Annotated in this window: 15 protein-coding genes; 12 read left to right on the forward strand and 3 right to left on the reverse strand. The window is 57.6% G+C overall.

Features of this window, described 5'->3' with window-relative positions:
- Positions 1 to 20: 20 nt before the first annotated feature.
- A complete protein-coding gene (locus D9K61_RS22175; protein ID WP_120635364.1) occupies positions 21 to 797 on the forward strand; it encodes an enoyl-CoA hydratase-related protein in 777 nt (258 codons plus the stop codon).
- A 6-nt stretch (positions 798 to 803) separates the two neighbouring features.
- Here D9K61_RS22175 and bmt read toward each other — a convergent pair whose 3' ends face one another.
- Positions 804 to 1,817, reverse strand: coding sequence for a betaine--homocysteine S-methyltransferase (bmt, locus tag D9K61_RS22180; RefSeq protein WP_120635365.1), 1,014 nt, complete (start codon positions 1,815 to 1,817; stop codon positions 804 to 806).
- A 124-nt stretch (positions 1,818 to 1,941) separates the two neighbouring features.
- Complete coding sequence (locus tag D9K61_RS22185; protein ID WP_120635366.1) at positions 1,942 to 2,262, reverse strand: DUF1476 domain-containing protein; 321 nt, start codon at positions 2,260 to 2,262, stop codon at positions 1,942 to 1,944.
- A gap of 186 nt (positions 2,263 to 2,448) precedes the next feature.
- Here D9K61_RS22185 and purC point away from each other — a divergent pair, with 186 nt between their 5' ends.
- The 8 genes from purC (at position 2,449) to D9K61_RS22230 (ending at position 12,440) form a co-directional block, all read left to right on the forward strand.
- Positions 2,449 to 3,204 carry a phosphoribosylaminoimidazolesuccinocarboxamide synthase gene (gene purC / locus D9K61_RS22190; protein WP_120635367.1) on the forward strand — a complete coding sequence of 252 codons (756 nt, stop codon included), beginning with the start codon at positions 2,449 to 2,451 and terminating at the stop codon, positions 3,202 to 3,204.
- Positions 3,205 to 3,351: 147 nt separating this feature from the next.
- Complete coding sequence (locus tag D9K61_RS22195) at positions 3,352 to 4,026, forward strand: MarC family protein (protein ID WP_120635368.1); 675 nt, start codon at positions 3,352 to 3,354, stop codon at positions 4,024 to 4,026.
- 117 nt (positions 4,027 to 4,143) lie between these two features.
- Entirely contained in the window at positions 4,144 to 4,374 is a 231-nt protein-coding gene (gene purS / locus D9K61_RS22200; protein WP_120635659.1) for a phosphoribosylformylglycinamidine synthase subunit PurS, read from the forward strand.
- A 4-nt stretch (positions 4,375 to 4,378) separates the two neighbouring features.
- The gene (locus D9K61_RS22205; RefSeq protein WP_120635369.1) at positions 4,379 to 5,422 is read left to right on the forward strand and encodes a zinc-dependent alcohol dehydrogenase family protein; all 1,044 of its coding nucleotides are present in this window, start codon (positions 4,379 to 4,381) and stop codon (positions 5,420 to 5,422) included.
- A gap of 11 nt (positions 5,423 to 5,433) precedes the next feature.
- Entirely contained in the window at positions 5,434 to 6,102 is a 669-nt protein-coding gene (gene purQ, locus D9K61_RS22210; RefSeq protein WP_120635370.1) for a phosphoribosylformylglycinamidine synthase subunit PurQ, read from the forward strand.
- A gap of 36 nt (positions 6,103 to 6,138) precedes the next feature.
- The gene (locus tag D9K61_RS22215; RefSeq protein WP_120635371.1) at positions 6,139 to 7,917 is read left to right on the forward strand and encodes an ATP-binding protein; all 1,779 of its coding nucleotides are present in this window, start codon (positions 6,139 to 6,141) and stop codon (positions 7,915 to 7,917) included.
- A gap of 12 nt (positions 7,918 to 7,929) precedes the next feature.
- Positions 7,930 to 9,264, forward strand: coding sequence for a sigma-54 dependent transcriptional regulator (locus tag D9K61_RS22220; RefSeq protein ID WP_120635372.1), 1,335 nt, complete (start codon positions 7,930 to 7,932; stop codon positions 9,262 to 9,264).
- Positions 9,265 to 9,740: 476 nt separating this feature from the next.
- Positions 9,741 to 12,440 (forward strand): ribonuclease E/G, encoded by a 2,700-nt coding sequence (locus tag D9K61_RS22230; protein WP_120635660.1) that lies wholly within the window; start codon positions 9,741 to 9,743, stop codon positions 12,438 to 12,440.
- A 58-nt stretch (positions 12,441 to 12,498) separates the two neighbouring features.
- On the opposite strand, the gene D9K61_RS22235 is transcribed toward D9K61_RS22230, so the two are convergent.
- Positions 12,499 to 12,732, reverse strand: coding sequence for a sulfurtransferase TusA family protein (locus D9K61_RS22235; protein ID WP_120635661.1), 234 nt, complete (start codon positions 12,730 to 12,732; stop codon positions 12,499 to 12,501).
- Positions 12,733 to 12,837: 105 nt separating this feature from the next.
- Between D9K61_RS22235 and D9K61_RS22240 the strand changes: the two genes are divergently transcribed.
- From D9K61_RS22240 to D9K61_RS22250, 3 genes are all read left to right on the forward strand, one after another.
- Complete coding sequence (locus D9K61_RS22240) at positions 12,838 to 13,590, forward strand: cytochrome c biogenesis CcdA family protein (protein WP_120635374.1); 753 nt, start codon at positions 12,838 to 12,840, stop codon at positions 13,588 to 13,590.
- Positions 13,591 to 13,653: 63 nt separating this feature from the next.
- Positions 13,654 to 14,868 carry a hypothetical protein gene (locus tag D9K61_RS22245; protein WP_120635375.1) on the forward strand — a complete coding sequence of 405 codons (1,215 nt, stop codon included), beginning with the start codon at positions 13,654 to 13,656 and terminating at the stop codon, positions 14,866 to 14,868.
- Positions 14,865 to 16,214: a cytochrome P450 gene (locus D9K61_RS22250; RefSeq protein WP_120635376.1), complete on the forward strand. Its 1,350-nt coding sequence runs from the start codon at positions 14,865 to 14,867 to the stop codon at positions 16,212 to 16,214. The genes D9K61_RS22245 and D9K61_RS22250 overlap by 4 nt, the downstream gene beginning before the upstream one ends.
- Positions 16,215 to 16,246: the final 32 nt, after the last annotated feature.

Below are 16,246 nucleotides of genomic sequence, written 5' to 3' on the forward strand. Positions count from 1 at the left end.
CGGCGCGAGGGAGGCTTTCCATGGAATACGAAACGATCCTATTGGACATCACGGACGGATTGGCAGTTCTGACATTGAACCGCCCCGACAAGATGAACGCGTTGACGACTCAGATGCGGGCCGAGATTACCCATGCGATGAAACAGGCCGCCAACGACGCCCGTTGCGTTGTGTTGACAGGGGCAGGGCCTGCGTTTTGTTCCGGTCAGGATCTTGGAGATGCGTCAAGCACCGGCAAAATCGATCTGGAGCGGTCGTTGCGTGACGAGTACGAACCGATGCTAGAGGCCATTCACAACTGTCCGGTTCCAACAATTGCTGCCGTAAATGGCCCGGCTGCGGGGGCCGGGGCCAATCTAGCGCTGTGTGCCGATGTGGTGATTGCGACCGAAAGTGCCTATTTCCTTCAAGCCTTTGCGCGCATTGGGTTGCTGCCTGACGCGGGTGGCACCTGGTTCATGCCACGTCAGATGGGGCTGGCTAAGGCGATGGGGGCCGCACTTTTCGCAGATAAGATCAGCGCGCGTCAGGCAGATGACTGGGGCCTGATCTGGGAGGCGATCGCAGATGATGCGTTTGACGCCCATTGGCGCAAGCGGGCCGCGTATCTGGCCAGCGGTCCAACCGCAGGCTTTGGCGCCATCAAACAGGCGTTGCGCGGGACCTATGAACAGACGTTGCCGCAGCAATTGGCGACCGAAGCTCACTTGCAGGGGAATTGCGGCCGTACACGTGATTTCTCGGAAGGTGTTGTCGCCTTTTTGGAAAAACGCCCCGCAAAATTTGAAGGGCGCTGATACGTATTAAGCGCGACGGCGGCGGCGCGTGCGCCGTTCTGGGGTGGCATCGTCACCGGTGCCGTCGGACGCCGACGAAAACGGCCCCAGCGCATCGGTGATCTGATCCAACGTTGGACGATCTGCCCGCGGGACAGAATCAAGGGCTTCGCGCATCTTCTCAAGATGCGCAGGCATGGTTCCACAGCACCCGCCGATGATTTTCGCACCGGAATCTCGGGCCATCGCCGCGTACTGCCCCATCAGTTCAGGGGTACCATCATAGTGAATGTGGCCATCGACATATTTCGGAATGCCTGCATTGCCCTTTGAAATCAGTGGGCGCTCAGTGCCCTGAGCGGCAAAGCCCAGCACGGTACGCAAGATGTCCGACGCTCCGGTACCGCAATTGGCACCAAAGGCAATCGGCGGGTTGGGCAGCGTTTCTACCAACAACGCCAGATCAGCCGAGGTCACACCCATCATGGTGCGTCCGGCGGTATCAAAGCTCATCGTGCCGCACCATGGCATGTCGGCAAGGGCAAAAGCCTCGGCTGCAGCGCGGAATTCTTCGGGTGCGCTAATAGTCTCGACCCAAAGAACATCGACTCCGCCGTCTTTCAGCGCTTCGGCCTGTTCATGAAACATCTCGACCGCTTCGGCATGAGACAGGCTGCCAACGGGCTGCATGATCTCGCCGGTAGGACCGACAGATCCGGCAACCACAACCGGACGCCCGGCCTTGTCCGCGATGTCACGACCAAGTTCGGCCCCTGCGCGATTCAGTTCAGCGACGCGGTTCTGAGCGTCATGCAGTTTCAATCGGGCTGAGGTGCCGCCAAACGTGTTGGTCAGAAACAGATCGCTGCCCGCGTCGACGGATCCTTTGTACAAGGACCGGATTTTGTCGGGGGCGTCCACGTTCCAAAGTTCAGGCGCATCGCCGGATTGTAAGCCCATATTAAACAGATTGGTCCCGGTTGCACCGTCAGCCAAAATAGAGTCCGCAGTGTCCAGAAGTTTGCTCAGCGCATTTGTCATGGGGTTTTCCAAAAAATAGGCGCAAAACGCCGTTTTAAATCAGAGACGTCCCGTGTCTCATGACCGGGACGTCAAATCAAATTCATAAAACTCATGAAGATCATGAATTCGGAGTTTTAAGGACTCAGGCTTCGGCCTCTGCCATCACCTGTTCTTTGGCCTCGACCAGTAATTCTGCCATCTTCTCGCGAATCTTTTGCTCATCAGCCAGATCTCCAAGATAGCTGGCGACTGCCTTGACCACGTCGACTTCGCTGACATTCTGAAGGTCAGTCTGCACCAACTCCTGGCCGTATTTACGTGCTTGTTCCACGGTCTCGCCCTTCAAGGTCGAAGCCCAAACAGCCATGAACCGGTTGCGGCGCATCCGGGCAATGAATTGCATCTTCTCATCATGGGCGAACTTGTTTTCAAACGCGGCTTCACGCTGGTCAAATGTGGTCATGGGTTGGGGACCTCTTGGATTAAACTTCTTTCCTGATGATATGGCTATACAGGGCCGCAGGCGCAAGGTATTTGCGCTGCATCAAAGCCTCTTGGTCGTGCGAACTTGCGGGAAAGGGGGGCTTGGACTATGAGGGCGCCACCGGAGAGGGACTCATTCACTCACCCAGGACTGGAAAGGTCGCTTATGGCGCGTCGCAAGAAGATCTATGAAGGCAAAGCCAAAATTCTGTATGAAGGCCCCGAACCGGGCACGATTGTGCAGTATTTCAAAGATGATGCCACTGCGTTCAACGCCGAAAAGAAAGACGTGATCGACGGCAAAGGTGTTCTGAACAACCGTCTGAGCGAGTTTTTCATGACCGGCCTTACCCAGATTGGTGTGCCGACCCATTTTATCCGTCGCCTGAATATGCGCGAGCAGTTGGTGCGCAATTGCGAGATTATCCCGTTGGAAATCATCGTGCGCAACTATGCTGCCGGATCGATGTCCAAGCGTTTGGGTATTGCCGAAGGCACGCAACTGCCGCGTCCGATCATCGAATATTGCTACAAAGACGATTCCCTGGGCGATCCTCTTGTCTCGGAAGAACATATCGCGGCCTTTGGCTGGGCCAGCCAACAGGATATGGACGATATCCTGAGCCTGGCGCTGCGTGTGAATGATTTCATGAGCGGCGTGATGCTGGCAGTTGGTATCCGCCTGGTCGATTTCAAAATCGAAATCGGGCGCGTTTATGAGGGCGATTTTCAGCGCCTGATCGTGGCCGACGAAATCAGCCCCGATAGCTGCCGTTTGTGGGATATCGAAACCGGCCAAAAGCTGGACAAGGATGTGTTCCGCCGCGATCTGGGCAACCTGACCGATGCTTACTCCGAGGTCGCGCGCCGTTTGGGCGTATTGCCCAAAAGCAACGTGGCCAAGCCAACGCTGATCAATTGACCTGGTTGCGGGTCTGACCCCAAATCAAAAAGCGCTGCTTCCAAGGAAGCGGCGTTTTTTTATGTTTGCGTGATCGCCTAATTTGGTAATCAGTACGTGCAAAGGGACATTTGCCCGATAAGTTTGGCAAAAAAGGTGGCGCAATACATGGCTGAATTCTTTGATCAGGCTGTTTTTCTGAAGTTTCTGGCCGCTGTTCTTGCGATCTTCAACCCGCTCTACAACATTCCGATATTTCTGAGCATGACGCGAGAGTGCTCTCCGCCAGAACGAAGACGCGTTGCAATGATCGTCATGGCCTCTGTCACGGTTATCGCATTGATCGCCGTTTTGATTGGAGAAGAAATTCTTGCTGTATTCGGGATTGATGTCCCGTCGTTTCGTATCGCGGGCGGGATCATTGTCTTTGGGATCGGCATGTCGATGCTGAATGCCGAGGACCGCCCGCCCGGAGATCAGGCGGCCGTTGCGGATGGGCATGAACGTAAGCTCAATTTTGCTGTGGTGCCTTTGGCCATACCGCTGACGATCGGCCCGGGAACAATCGCTATCACCATCGTCTTTTCACATCAGGCGACGCCCGGTACGGAAATTGTGACATTGGGCTCAGCGGTCGTCATTGCATGCTCGATTGTCGGTGTGGGATTGCTATTTGCAGATCAGATTTCGCGGTTCCTTGGCGAAACGATGATCAATGTTCTGACCCGTATCATGGCGATCTTGCTGGTGGCTGTTGCTGTCGAGATGGTCCTGACCGGCGTGTTCAACGCAATTGACACGCACTATCCGGGTTTGACGACGGGGCAGGGCGCGCAGGGGTAGTGCGTGGTCACTGCGGCAAACTGCACGGTAAACAGGGTTGTCCAAGCGCATCAGGCGCGCTATCCCCCGCGCAAACAAATGGGCCCAAACGCGCGGCCCGCAGGTGGAGTTGCGAATATGAAAGCACGGGTGCATGTGATGCTCAAAAAAGGGGTGTTGGACCCGCAGGGCGAAGCGGTGCGGCACGCATTGGGCGCCATGGGCTTTGATCAGGTCGAAGGCGTGCGGCAGGGCAAAGTGATTGACCTTGAACTCGCCGAAGGCGCGACCGAGGCGGACGTGACCGAAATGTGCGAAAAGCTATTGGCTAACACCGTTATCGAACGCTACGAAATCGAACTGGTCTGAAGCAATGCGGGCAGCGCGCCTCACCAGCTATCGCCAGCCGCTTGAGGTAAGCACCGTTCCTGACCCTGAACCAGCCGTAGATGGCGTCGTTGTTCGGGTGCTGGCATGCGGTGTTTGCCGGTCGGACTGGCATGCCTGGTCAGGCGCGGACCCTGACGTAGCGCTGCCGATCACGCCCGGGCACGAGTATTGCGGCGAGGTTGTTTCTGTAGGGGCACAGGTCACACGTTGGCGCGTTGGGGACAGGGTGATTGCCCCTTTCATTCTGGCATGCGGCCGGTGTAGCGATTGTGCGCAAGGTCATCAGACCATTTGCGCGGATCAGATCGTGCCCGGCTTTACCTGCGATGGGGCATTTGCTGAATACATTGCCGTGGCTCATGCGGACGCGAACTTGTCGGTCTTGCCGGAAACTCTTGCTCCTGAAATCGGAGCTGCTCTGGGGTGCCGTGTGACGACGGCATGGCAAGCCTTGGTGGGTCGTGCACAATTGCAAGGCGGCGAATGGCTGACCATTTTTGGCGGCGGCGGTGTTGGGATTTCCGCGCTTCTGCTTGGAAAAGCGTTGGGCGCGCGTGTCGCAGTTGTCGATATCGACGATGACAACTTGGCCTATGCCAAAGCGCTGGGGGCGGATGCTGTTCTTAATGCTGCCACGTGCAACGCACCAGAAGCGGTGAAAGACATCACCGGCGGCGGCGCGCATGTGGCAATCGAGGCACTAGGGGTTGAGTCCACCACCGTGTCGGCCTTGCGGTCTCTACGCAAACTTGGGCGGATGGTGCAGATCGGCATGCCAACGGGTGAACACGCGCAGATGTCGTTGCCCATCGATATTCTGTATTCCGGGCAGCTGTCCGTTTATGGAACCCGTGGAATGCCCAGTTGGCGCTACCCATCACTTTTGTCACTGATTTCGGGTGGAGGTGTTGACCTTAGCCCGTTAGTGACACGAAAGATATCACTGAACCAGGTAAGCGACGAGCTTGCCGCTTTTGACACTCCGACTCCTCCGGGCGTTGCTGTTGTCACTGATTTTGTCTCTTAGGAGGGTCCGCAATGCGCGCAGCCGTCATCGTATTCCCCGGTTCAAACTGTGACCGGGATCTTGCCGTTGCCTTTGAACAGGCCGGATTTCAGGTCGATATGGTCTGGCACAAGGATGCGACATTGCCGAATGGTATCGACATCGTGGGCGTGCCCGGCGGGTTCTCGTATGGCGATTACCTGCGCTGCGGCGCAATTGCGGCGCAATCGCCGATTTGCAAGGCCGTGGTCGATCATACCGAGCGTGGTGGTTATGCAGTTGGGGTCTGCAACGGGTTTCAGATTTTGACCGAAACCGGGATCCTACCCGGTGCATTGCTGCGCAATGCGGGACTGAAATACATCTGCAAGACAGTTGGCCTGAAAGTGGAAACCTGCAACTCGGCCTTTACCGAAGGCTACAATGCCGGCGACGTGATCGGCATTCCGATCGCTCATCACGATGGAAACTATTTCGCCGATGACGCAATACTGTCCTCGCTGAGGGATCAAGATCGGATCGCGTTCACCTATACCGAGAATCCGAATGGCTCGGCCGGAGACATAGCAGGCATTTTGTCGGAAAACCGCCGTGTTCTCGGGATGATGCCCCATCCGGAGCGCGCAGCTGACGAAGGCCATGGCGGGACCGGCGGGGCGGCGCTGTTCCGCGCATTATCGGGTGTTCTCGCACCTGCGTGACTTGAGGTCGGGTCGATGCAAGCGTAACTTCTGGGGATGAGTACCGAAGTTAGCTCTGGCTGGTCCAAATTGAAGAACCCGTTCCGGGGTGCGCCACTGGGGTGGCGGTTGCGTTTTGCGATCATCGTTCTTTTGCTGGCCACGGTGTCAACGGTTTGGATCACCAACCGGTTGCTGACGGATCGGTTCACCGAATCCACGCGAAACCGGGCCGAGCTGCGCTTGGCGCTGTATTCCGGAAACCTGCTGAGCGAGCTGCGCCGCAACGCCATCGTGCCGCAATTGCTGGCGCGCGATCCAACGCTGATCTCGGCGCTGCGATCCAGCGACTATACGCTGTCGACGCAGCGGCTGATTTCGTTTGTGGAAGAAATCGGCGCCGCCTCGCTGATGCTGCTGGACGGGGATGGGCGGTCAGTTGCCGCCACCGACCGAAATCGGCTGGGCGAGGCGCATCGGAATTCGGCTTATTTTGTGGACGCCATCCGGTCCAACGCCACTATCTTTACGGTGATACCGAAGGAATCCGGTGGATACAGCTTTGTTTATTCGCGCCGACTTCAGGCCGGAGCAGAAATCCTGGGCGTCATCGTCGTAGAAGTTGATTTGCAAAAATTCGAGCGCGCCTGGGCCGGGATATCGGATGCGGTGATGGTGACTGACAGCACCGGTAACATCATTCTATCGACCGAACCACAATGGCGCGGGCTGGACGAAAACGCCGCGATGCTGCGGCAACCGCCGCAGAGCGCGATTCAGCGGGCCATTCGGGCCACCACCGATTGGACGGCACTGCCGCCGGATGCTTACCTTCAGGGTGAGGCGGTGATGCGGATGAAAACCCGCATTCCGTTCCGTGGCTGGCAAATGACCTCGTTCACCACCTATGCGTCGATCCGGGAAAAGGTGAACAGCGTGCTGGCGCTGGAAATCATGGGATTTGCGATTCTTCTGGCGCTGACCTTCTATGCGCTTAGCCGTCGCGCCACGTTGCGGATGGCGCTGTTCCAGCGTGAGTCGGCAGAGCTTCGCGCATTGAACGCAAGGCTGCAGCGGGAAATTGCTGAGCGGGAACGGGTTGAAAAGACGTTGGATCTGGCCGAACAGACCCTGGCGCAAAGCTCGAAACTGGCGGCGTTGGGTGAAATGTCGGCAGCCGTCAGCCACGAGCTGAATCAACCGCTGGCTGCAATGAAAACCTATCTGGCTGGTGCGCGACTTCTGTTGCGTCGAAACCGCCCCGAAGAGGCGCTGGCCAGCTTTGGTCGCATTGATGGGCTGATCGAACGTATGGGCGCGATCACGCGCCAGCTAAAATCATACGCGCGCAAGGGTGCAGATGCGTTTTCACCAGTAAACCTTGGGGAGGCGCTGGCCTCGTCCCTGTCAATGATGGAGCCACAGCTGCGCCAACGGGAGGTCAAGATCACCCAGATTCTGCCCGAGGACGCGGTTGTTGTAATGGGCGACCGCATGCGGATCGAACAGGTGATGGTGAACCTCTTGCGAAACGCGTTGGACGCCACCAAGTCAGTACCCGAGCCGGATTTGGAAATCATCCTGGCGGCTGGCGACATGGCGGTGCTGACGGTGCGCGACAATGGTCACGGGATCGAAAACATCGAAAACCTGTTCGAACCCTTCTATACCACCAAGCAGCCCGGCGACGGGGTCGGGCTGGGGCTTGCCATCTCGTCCGGGATCGTGAACGACCATGGCGGACGGCTTACAGCTCGAAACGGCCAATCAGGTGGCGCGGTGTTCGAGATGCAACTGCCGATACTAGGAAGCGACGGCCTTGAGGCCGCTGAATAACGGGGAAGACATATGGCACAAGCCATGAAAATCGCCATCGTAGACGACGAACAGGACATGCGGCAGTCGATCAGCCAATGGCTGGCGCTGTCAGGCTATGACACTGAAACCTTTGGCAGTGCAGAAGATGCGCTGAAAGTTCTGGGGCCGGACTACCCCGGCATCGTCATCTCGGACATCAAGATGCCGGGAATGGATGGCATCCAACTGCTGAAAAAGCTGATGGGTGCCGATAGCACGCTGCCGGTCATCATGATCACCGGTCATGGTGATGTGCCGATGGCGGTCGAGGCGATGCGGGTTGGGGCGTTTGATTTCCTCGAAAAACCGTTCAACCCGGACCGGATGTCTGAATTGGCAAAGCGTGCCAGCAATGCGCGCCGTCTGACTTTGGACAACCGGGCGCTACGGCGCGAACTGTCCGGTGGCACTCAGATTATGAACAAACTGATCGGTGCCAGCCCGGTTATGGAGCGCTTGCGCGAGGATATTCTGGATCTGGGTCAGGCCGATGGTCACGTTCTGATCGACGGAGAGACTGGAACCGGGAAAACTCTGGTCGCCCATGCCCTGCATGCGGTTGGCAGCCGGGCGGGTAAGAAATTCGTGCTGGTGTCTTGTGCGGCGTTGGAAGAAGAGGCGCTGTCGAAGCGTCTGTTTGGCCCGATGATGCCTGAAGACGCCCAACTGCCGGCCATCGAAGAGGCCCGCGGCGGTACTCTGGTGCTGGAGGATGTCGAGGCGCTGAGCGATACGCTTCAGGCCAAGCTACTGAGTGTTATGAATGATCAGGGTACGCCTGCGGAAACCCGGATCGTCGCGATTTCGAACCTGCAGGAAGCGGGAAAAACCAGCGAGGATGTTCTGCGTCCTGATCTGTTCTACCGACTGGCCGCTTTGCGCATCACAATGCCGCCGCTGCGCCAGCGCGGCGAAGACATTCTGACGCTGTTTACGCGCCTCAGTGAGCAATTTGCCGAGGAATATGGCTGCGATGCCCCTCAGGTCAGCGCTCAGGAAGCAGCGCAACTGTTGCAGGCGCCTTGGCCGGGCAATGTGCGTCAGCTTATCAACATCGCGGAACGCGCCGTGCTGCAATCGCGGCGTGGTTCAGGTACGATTGCATCCTTGCTGATGTCTGATCACGAAGAAATGCAGCCGGTGATGACAACCGAAGGCAAACCGCTGAAGGAATATGTCGAAGCGTTTGAGCGGATGCTGATCGACAACACAATGCGCCGCCACAAGGGCTCGATCGCGTCGGTGATGGATGAATTGTGCCTGCCGCGTCGAACGTTGAACGAAAAGATGGCCAAGTACAGCCTGCAACGGTCGGACTATCTCTAACGGGCAAGTCCCACCTTAACAGCTACACCATTTGGAACGCCGGCGGTCTTAACTGATTGCCGGCGATGCAGTTTGCCCATTGTGTTTTCCACAGGACTGCTTTTAATGTGTCCGGACGGGCCGGATCCTTTTTTGCGTCTTTAAGCCCCGAATCAACGAGTTTCGCTGCTTTGCCGCAGGTGATGATCAATCTTTCACCGCAAAGCAGACCGATTGTGCCCCGCATGGGGCAGTGGAGTGCCTGAGCCCGACGCGTCGGGCGAAAGGAATAAATGGGCAGGAGGCGGCTTGGATCGCGCCTGTCGGAGAAGAACCGCGATGACGCGCGCGCAACGATTGAGAGAACGGGCAGGGGGCCAGAGCGCCAGACCCTGCCGCGCGCCGTCCGATATCGCCCTGACAAGACACCACCCCAAAAGCGCCTGTCCGCCCGGACGGGTCAGGACAACGCGTTTGGCGCGGTGCACCAAGGACACATGGCTAAGAAAATGCTTATCGATGCCACCCACGCAGAGGAAACTCGCGTTGTGGTGGTCGACGGAAACAAGGTCGAGGAGTTTGACTTTGAATCCGAAAACAAACGCCAGCTTGCTGGCAACATCTATCTCGCAAAAGTAACTAGGGTTGAGCCGTCGCTGCAGGCGGCCTTTGTGGACTATGGCGGCAATCGCCACGGGTTCCTCGCGTTTTCCGAGATCCATCCGGATTACTATCAGATCCCCGTTGCCGACCGCGAGGCGTTGATGGAGGAAGAACGCGCCTATGCCGAGGCCATGAAGGCCCGGGATGAGGCAGAAGAGTCCAAGCCCAAAAGACGCCGTTCGCGATCCCGGACCAAAGCGGCGGATGTGAAATCTGACGATGCTGTCGAGTCAATCGAAGTGTCATCAGAGCCATCCGGCATGGAAACCATCGATCTGGAAGATGGCGAAAACACAGACGAAACTACGGAAATGGATGTGCCCGAAGGCACGTCTCCGGTTGAGTTGGTCGCGGATACACCTGTTGAAGAGCCGGTTGATGAAACGACAGCTGAAAAGTCTGATGACGACGCACCGGCGGAAGAGGTCGTAGCGGCCCCTGCGGCGGAGGTTGACGACGGCGCAGAAGCTGCTGAAGCGGATGCGAAAGACGCCACTTCGGAAGAAGCAGAGCAGACAACGGATACAGACGGCAAAAAAGCCGACGCTGAGGATGGCGACGAGGGCGATGCCCGCTCGGACGCGACCAGCAAGGACGATTCAATCGAATCCGTTGCTGATGAAGACGACAGCGAGGATATCCGTCCGCCGCGCAAGCCGCGCCCGCGTCGATACAAGATTCAGGAAGTCGTTAAAGTCCGCCAGGTGCTGCTGGTTCAGGTGGTCAAGGAAGAGCGCGGCAACAAAGGCGCAGCGCTGACCACCTATCTGTCACTGGCCGGTCGCTATTGTGTGCTGATGCCAAACACCGCACGCGGCGGCGGGATTAGCCGCAAGATCACCAACGCACCGGACCGCAAGAAGCTCAAGGAAATCGCCTCGGAAATTGATGTTCCGACGGGTGCGGGGCTGATCATTCGCACCGCGGGCGCGAAGCGGACCAAATCCGAAATCAAGCGCGACTATGAGTATCTGCAGCGCTTGTGGGAGCAGATCCGCGAACTGACCCTGCAGTCCATTGCGCCTGCAAAGATCTACGAGGAAGGCGACCTGATCAAGCGGTCGATCCGGGATCTGTACAACCGCGATATCGACGAAGTTCTGGTCGAAGGCGAAGGCGGATACCGCATCGCCAAGGACTTCATGAAGATGATCATGCCGTCCCACGCCAAGAACGTGAAACGGTATGAGGACGCGCTGCCCTTATTCGCGCGCTACCAGGTGGAAAGCTATCTGGCGGGCATGTTCAACCCGACCGTCCAGCTGAAATCCGGTGGCTATATCGTGATTGGTGTGACCGAAGCGCTGGTGGCCATCGACGTGAACTCGGGTCGTGCAACCAAAGAAGGCTCGATCGAGGAAACGGCGCTCAAGACCAACCTTGAGGCCGCCGAGGAAGTGGCGCGCCAATTGCGCCTGCGTGACCTGGCCGGTCTGATCGTCATCGACTTTATCGATATGGATGAGCGCAAGAACAACTCGGCCGTCGAAAAGCGCATGAAGGACAAGCTAAAGACCGATCGCGCGCGCATCCAGATGGGCCGCATCTCGGGCTTTGGTCTGATGGAGATGAGCCGTCAGCGTCTGCGTCCCGGTATGTTGGAGGCGACGACTCAGCCATGCCCCGCGTGTCATGGGACTGGTCTGATACGGTCCGACGACAACATGGCGCTGTCGATCCTGCGTCAGATTGAAGAAGAAGGCACCCGTCGTCGTTCGCGCGAAGTTTTGGTGCGCTGCCCGGTCAGCATCGCCAACTTCCTGATGAACCAGAAGCGGGAACATATCGCTCAGATCGAAGCGCGCTATGGCTTGTCAGTGCGCGTAGAAGGCGATTTGCATCTGGTGAGCCCGGATTTCTCGATGGAGAAGTTCAAGACGGCCAGCCGGATCGTACCCGAGGCAACAGCACCTGTCGTCTCAGTGGATGCATCGCTGATGGATCTGGTGGACTCAACCGACGAGGAAGAGGTCGAGGTCCCAGAAGAGGCCGTTCAGGCCGAAGACGAGACCAAGCCCAAGCGCAAGCGTCGTCGGCGCCGTCGGAAAAAGAACGGTGGAGGGGCTGACGCGCAGGAAGCGGGTTCCGAAACCGACGATACGCCGACTGAAGACGGCGAAGCTGCGGCAGAACCAACGGAAGCTGCAATCTCTGAAGCACCTGCAGAGCCGCAGGCTGAAGATGAGGCCCCAGCCAAGCCCAAAAAACGCCGGGCGCCACGTCGCAAGAAGAAAGAGGCCGAACCTGTTGCGGCTGACGCGGTGACTGAGGCGGACGCGACGACTGCGCAAGAGGTCGCGCCTGAGCCCACGCCTGAACCGGAAGCATCGGCTGAGCCGGTGGAAGAAGCTCCTGCAGTTGTTGATGCAACGCCCGAGCCAGTCGAGGTTCAGGAAGTTGCAGAAGTTTCGGGTGAAGCAAGCGTAGAAGACACGCCTGCGGAGCCTGTACTTGCGGCGACCGCGCCGGAACCTGAGAAACCAAGTGAACCCGCTAAGCCTAAACGGCGAGGCTGGTGGTCATTGGGCCAGTAATCAAGCAAAAAGGCGGGCCAGTGGGTCCGCCTATTTCTTTTTCAGGCCCGGCGTCTGGTCAGCCTGATTTCTGAATGAAGTAAACCTGGTGTCCGTCGGAGTCTTCCTGAGACAACAGACGATGGCCGCTTTCAGCGCAATAATGCGGGACATCGATGATAGCGGCGGGGTCATCAGCCAAGACGCGCAACACAGCCCCCGCAGGCATGGATTTAAGGCGTTTGCGGGCCTTCAGGACGGGCAGCGGGCAGAGCAGGCCCAGGGCGTCCAGCGTTTCGGTCGGGTTTGACATAGAGATCAAATATTTCCACTTTGCCATGGTGTCCAGCGTGCAACCACGATGATGTGACCGATTGGCCCCGTGACGGCGGCGCATTGATACCATATGTGCTGATCTATGTTCGGAATCGAAATCATAGACGCAGGCCTGCTTCCTGCCATGTTTGTCGCCCTGCTCGGCGGGCTCATCAGCTTTCTATCGCCTTGCGTGCTACCCATTGTGCCGCCGTATCTGGCGTATATGAGCGGTGTGACGATCAACGAAATGCAGGACGAAGCACGCGCACGTCGCAAGGCAACCTTGTCGGCGCTGTTCTTTGTTCTGGGTCTGTCCACTGTCTTTCTGTTGCTCGGTTTCACGGCGTCAGCTTTTGGTGCGTTTGTGCTGCAAAATCAGGTGTTGTTCGCCAAGGTTTCAGGCGCGGTTGTGATTGTCTTTGGTCTGCATTTTCTGAACGTCTTTCGCATTCCCCTGTTAGACCGGGAAGCCCGTGTTGAGACCGGCGATTCCGGCGGATCCGTGTTTGGCGCGTATATTCTGGGGCTTGCCTTTGCCTTCGGTTGGACACCGTGCATTGGCCCGCAACTGGGCGCGATCCTGTCCTTGGCCGCATCCGAGGCTTCCGTGGCGCGGGGCACATTGTTGCTTGGCGTCTATGCTGCGGGGCTGGGGATTCCGTTCCTGCTGGCGGCGATGTTCCTGAACCGCTCGATGACCGTGATGAACCGAATCAAACCCTATATGGGCACGATCGAAAAGGTCATGGGCGCGCTGTTGCTGTTCGTGGGTATCATGCTGGTCACTGGTCTGTTTACCGAGTTCAGCTGGTGGCTTCTGGAAACCTTCCCGGGGCTGGCACTGCTGGGCTGATCTGCTGAACCATCTTACCTTGGCCGCAATGCTGGGTTAACCTGTGCAGCAGAAGGTAAGGCCATGAGCAGTCAGACAAATCCTCGTCAGGTGTGCAGACGCCGGGTGTTTTACATCCCCGGTTACGACCCGTTTCCTCCGCGGCGCTATCGCGAGTTGTACCGAACCGAAGCAAGCGAGCAGGCTAAGGTATCTGGATATGATATTGCTGTCTCTGCCAAGTCCGGTGACGGGCCATTTGGTTGGCGTGTCGTCTCGCATCAGGATGGGACGCACATTCAAACGGATGTCGAGGTTCTGGTTTGGTCCGACATCGTACGCGACAGCATGTCAGGTTCGATTCCAGCGACCTACCTGCAACTTGCAAGAACCGCCTGGGCATATATCTCAACCGGAACTCTGCAGCGATTGATGCGCCTGCGCAAAGGGCCGGTGATTGCGGCGCTCTATCCCGTCGGGATGCTGTTGGTACAACTTATGATGGCTATGGCAGTGGCCGCAGCGGGAATCGCCTTGTTGTGGCCATCAACTGGATGGTTGGGACTATTGCCTGCGCTTGTCGTTGCTTACGCGCTGCTGCGCTGGTTCCGTAAAATCGACAACAGACTGTTCGCGTATTATCTGATGCATGATTACGCCTATTCTGCCCAGTTACTGGGCGAAACCTCGGTCGAGCTACAGGCGCGATTGGACAGCTTCGGAAAGCTGATCAGGCAGGCGTTGGATACGGATGTAGATGAGGTTCTGGTAGTGGGCCACAGTTCGGGCGCGCATCTCGGGGTTTCGGTTCTCGCCGACGTGATCCGGGCCCAAGGGATGGCAGAACATGGTCCGGTGCTGTCTTTTTTGACATTGGGGCAAGTGGTTCCAATGGTCTCGTTTCTGCCCAAAGCGGACCAGTTGCGGGCGGATCTTCAATTTCTGTCTACTCAGCAAAGAATAAGTTGGGTGGATGTGTCCGCGCCGGGGGATGGCTGTGCGTTTGCCTTGTGCGACCCGGTGGCGGTAAGCGGCGTGGCAGGTCCGGAAAAGCGATGGCCTTTGGTCTTGTCGGCAGCGTTCACTCAGACTCTTTCACCCAAACGTTGGCAAGAACTGCGTTGGCGATTCTTCAGACTTCACTTTCAGTATCTCTGCGCCTTTGATCAGCCCGGCCAATATGATTATTTCCGTATCACCGCAGGTCCCCAGACCCTCGGGCACAGGTTTCAGGGCAGCGCCCCATCCAAGACACGTATCGAAAAGGCTGTGTCCAAATTCACCTCGGTCCACGCATGAACCCTCCCAAGCCGCAACCGCGCCCGGACAAGGTATCGCTGTGGCAGTACCTGAGGCTGTTCCGTCAGGATTTGCTGTCGGCCCAACCCCAACGCTTGTATCGCGCCTGGATGGCTGAATTCCGCACACCGTTTTTCCGATCTTACATGATCAACCAGCCGGATTTGATTGAAACCGTTCTGAAAAAGCGCCCGGACGACTTTCCAAAATCCAGTCGGATCAGCGAAGGGCTACGCCCGTTGCTGGGCGACTCCGTGTTTTTGACCAATGGCGAGGCGTGGAAGCGCCAGCGACGGATTATCGATCCGGCCTTTGAAGGCGGGCGACTCAAGGATACTTTCCCGGCCATGCTCGAGGCATCTCGGGCCTGTGTGGATCGTTTACGTCAATATGTCGGTACCGAAGTTGAGTGCGAGGAAGTGACCAGTCATGCGGCCGCTGATGTCATCGTTCGCACCTTGTTTTCGGTCCCGATCGAGCATGAGGTCGCCGCACAGGTGTTCGAGAAGTTCCGCACCTATCAAAGGGAGCAACCGCTGTTGAACCTCGCGGCGTTTGTTCCGCTGCCTCGCTGGATGCCACGGTTCCATTCCCGCAATACCCGCCGGAACGCCGCTGATATTCGAAAGCTGATCGGAAGACTGACCGCTGATCGGGCTGCTGCCATAGCGGAGGGATTCGCACCGGATGATCTGGCGACCAAGATCATGACCACACCTGATCCGATGACCGGTCAGTGCTTTGAAACGCATGAGATGATTGATCAGGTGGCAATTTTCTTTTTGGCCGGGCACGAAACCAGCGCGTCGGCCCTTGCCTGGACGCTGTACCTGATGGCGCTGTATCCCGATTGGCAGGAGAAGGTTGCAACCGAAGCGCAGGCGCTTGAGGATCCCACATTTGCGACCATGTCCAAGCTCAGGATCAGCCGCGATGTGTTCCGCGAGGCGCTGCGGCTTTACCCCCCGGTTCCGATGATGGTGCGTGAGGCCGGATGCCCGGAGCAGTTTCGAAACCGGGACGTGCCAAGGGGATCGCAAATTGTCATCAGCCCGTGGCATCTGCACCGGCAAGAGCGGCTGTGGGACAACCCGGACGGCTTTGATCCGTCTCGCTGGGCCACCGAGAATGGCAAGACCTGCCAACGAGAGGCTTACATCCCGTTTTCAACCGGCCCCCGTGTGTGCACGGGGGCGGGATTTGCCATGGTCGAAGGACCATTGATCCTGTCGATGCTGCTGCGCCATTTCAAATTCGAAACAATCAGCGGTAAAACGCCGGTTCCGGTCGCTCATTTGACGGTTCGATCCAAGGATGGAATTTGGTTGCGACTGGTTGAGCGCTAACAATCTACCATCGTTGATCGCCGTGCTGTATG

Source organism: Ruegeria sp. EL01 (assembly GCF_900313035.1).
Taxonomy (GTDB): Bacteria; Pseudomonadota; Alphaproteobacteria; order Rhodobacterales; family Rhodobacteraceae; genus Ruegeria.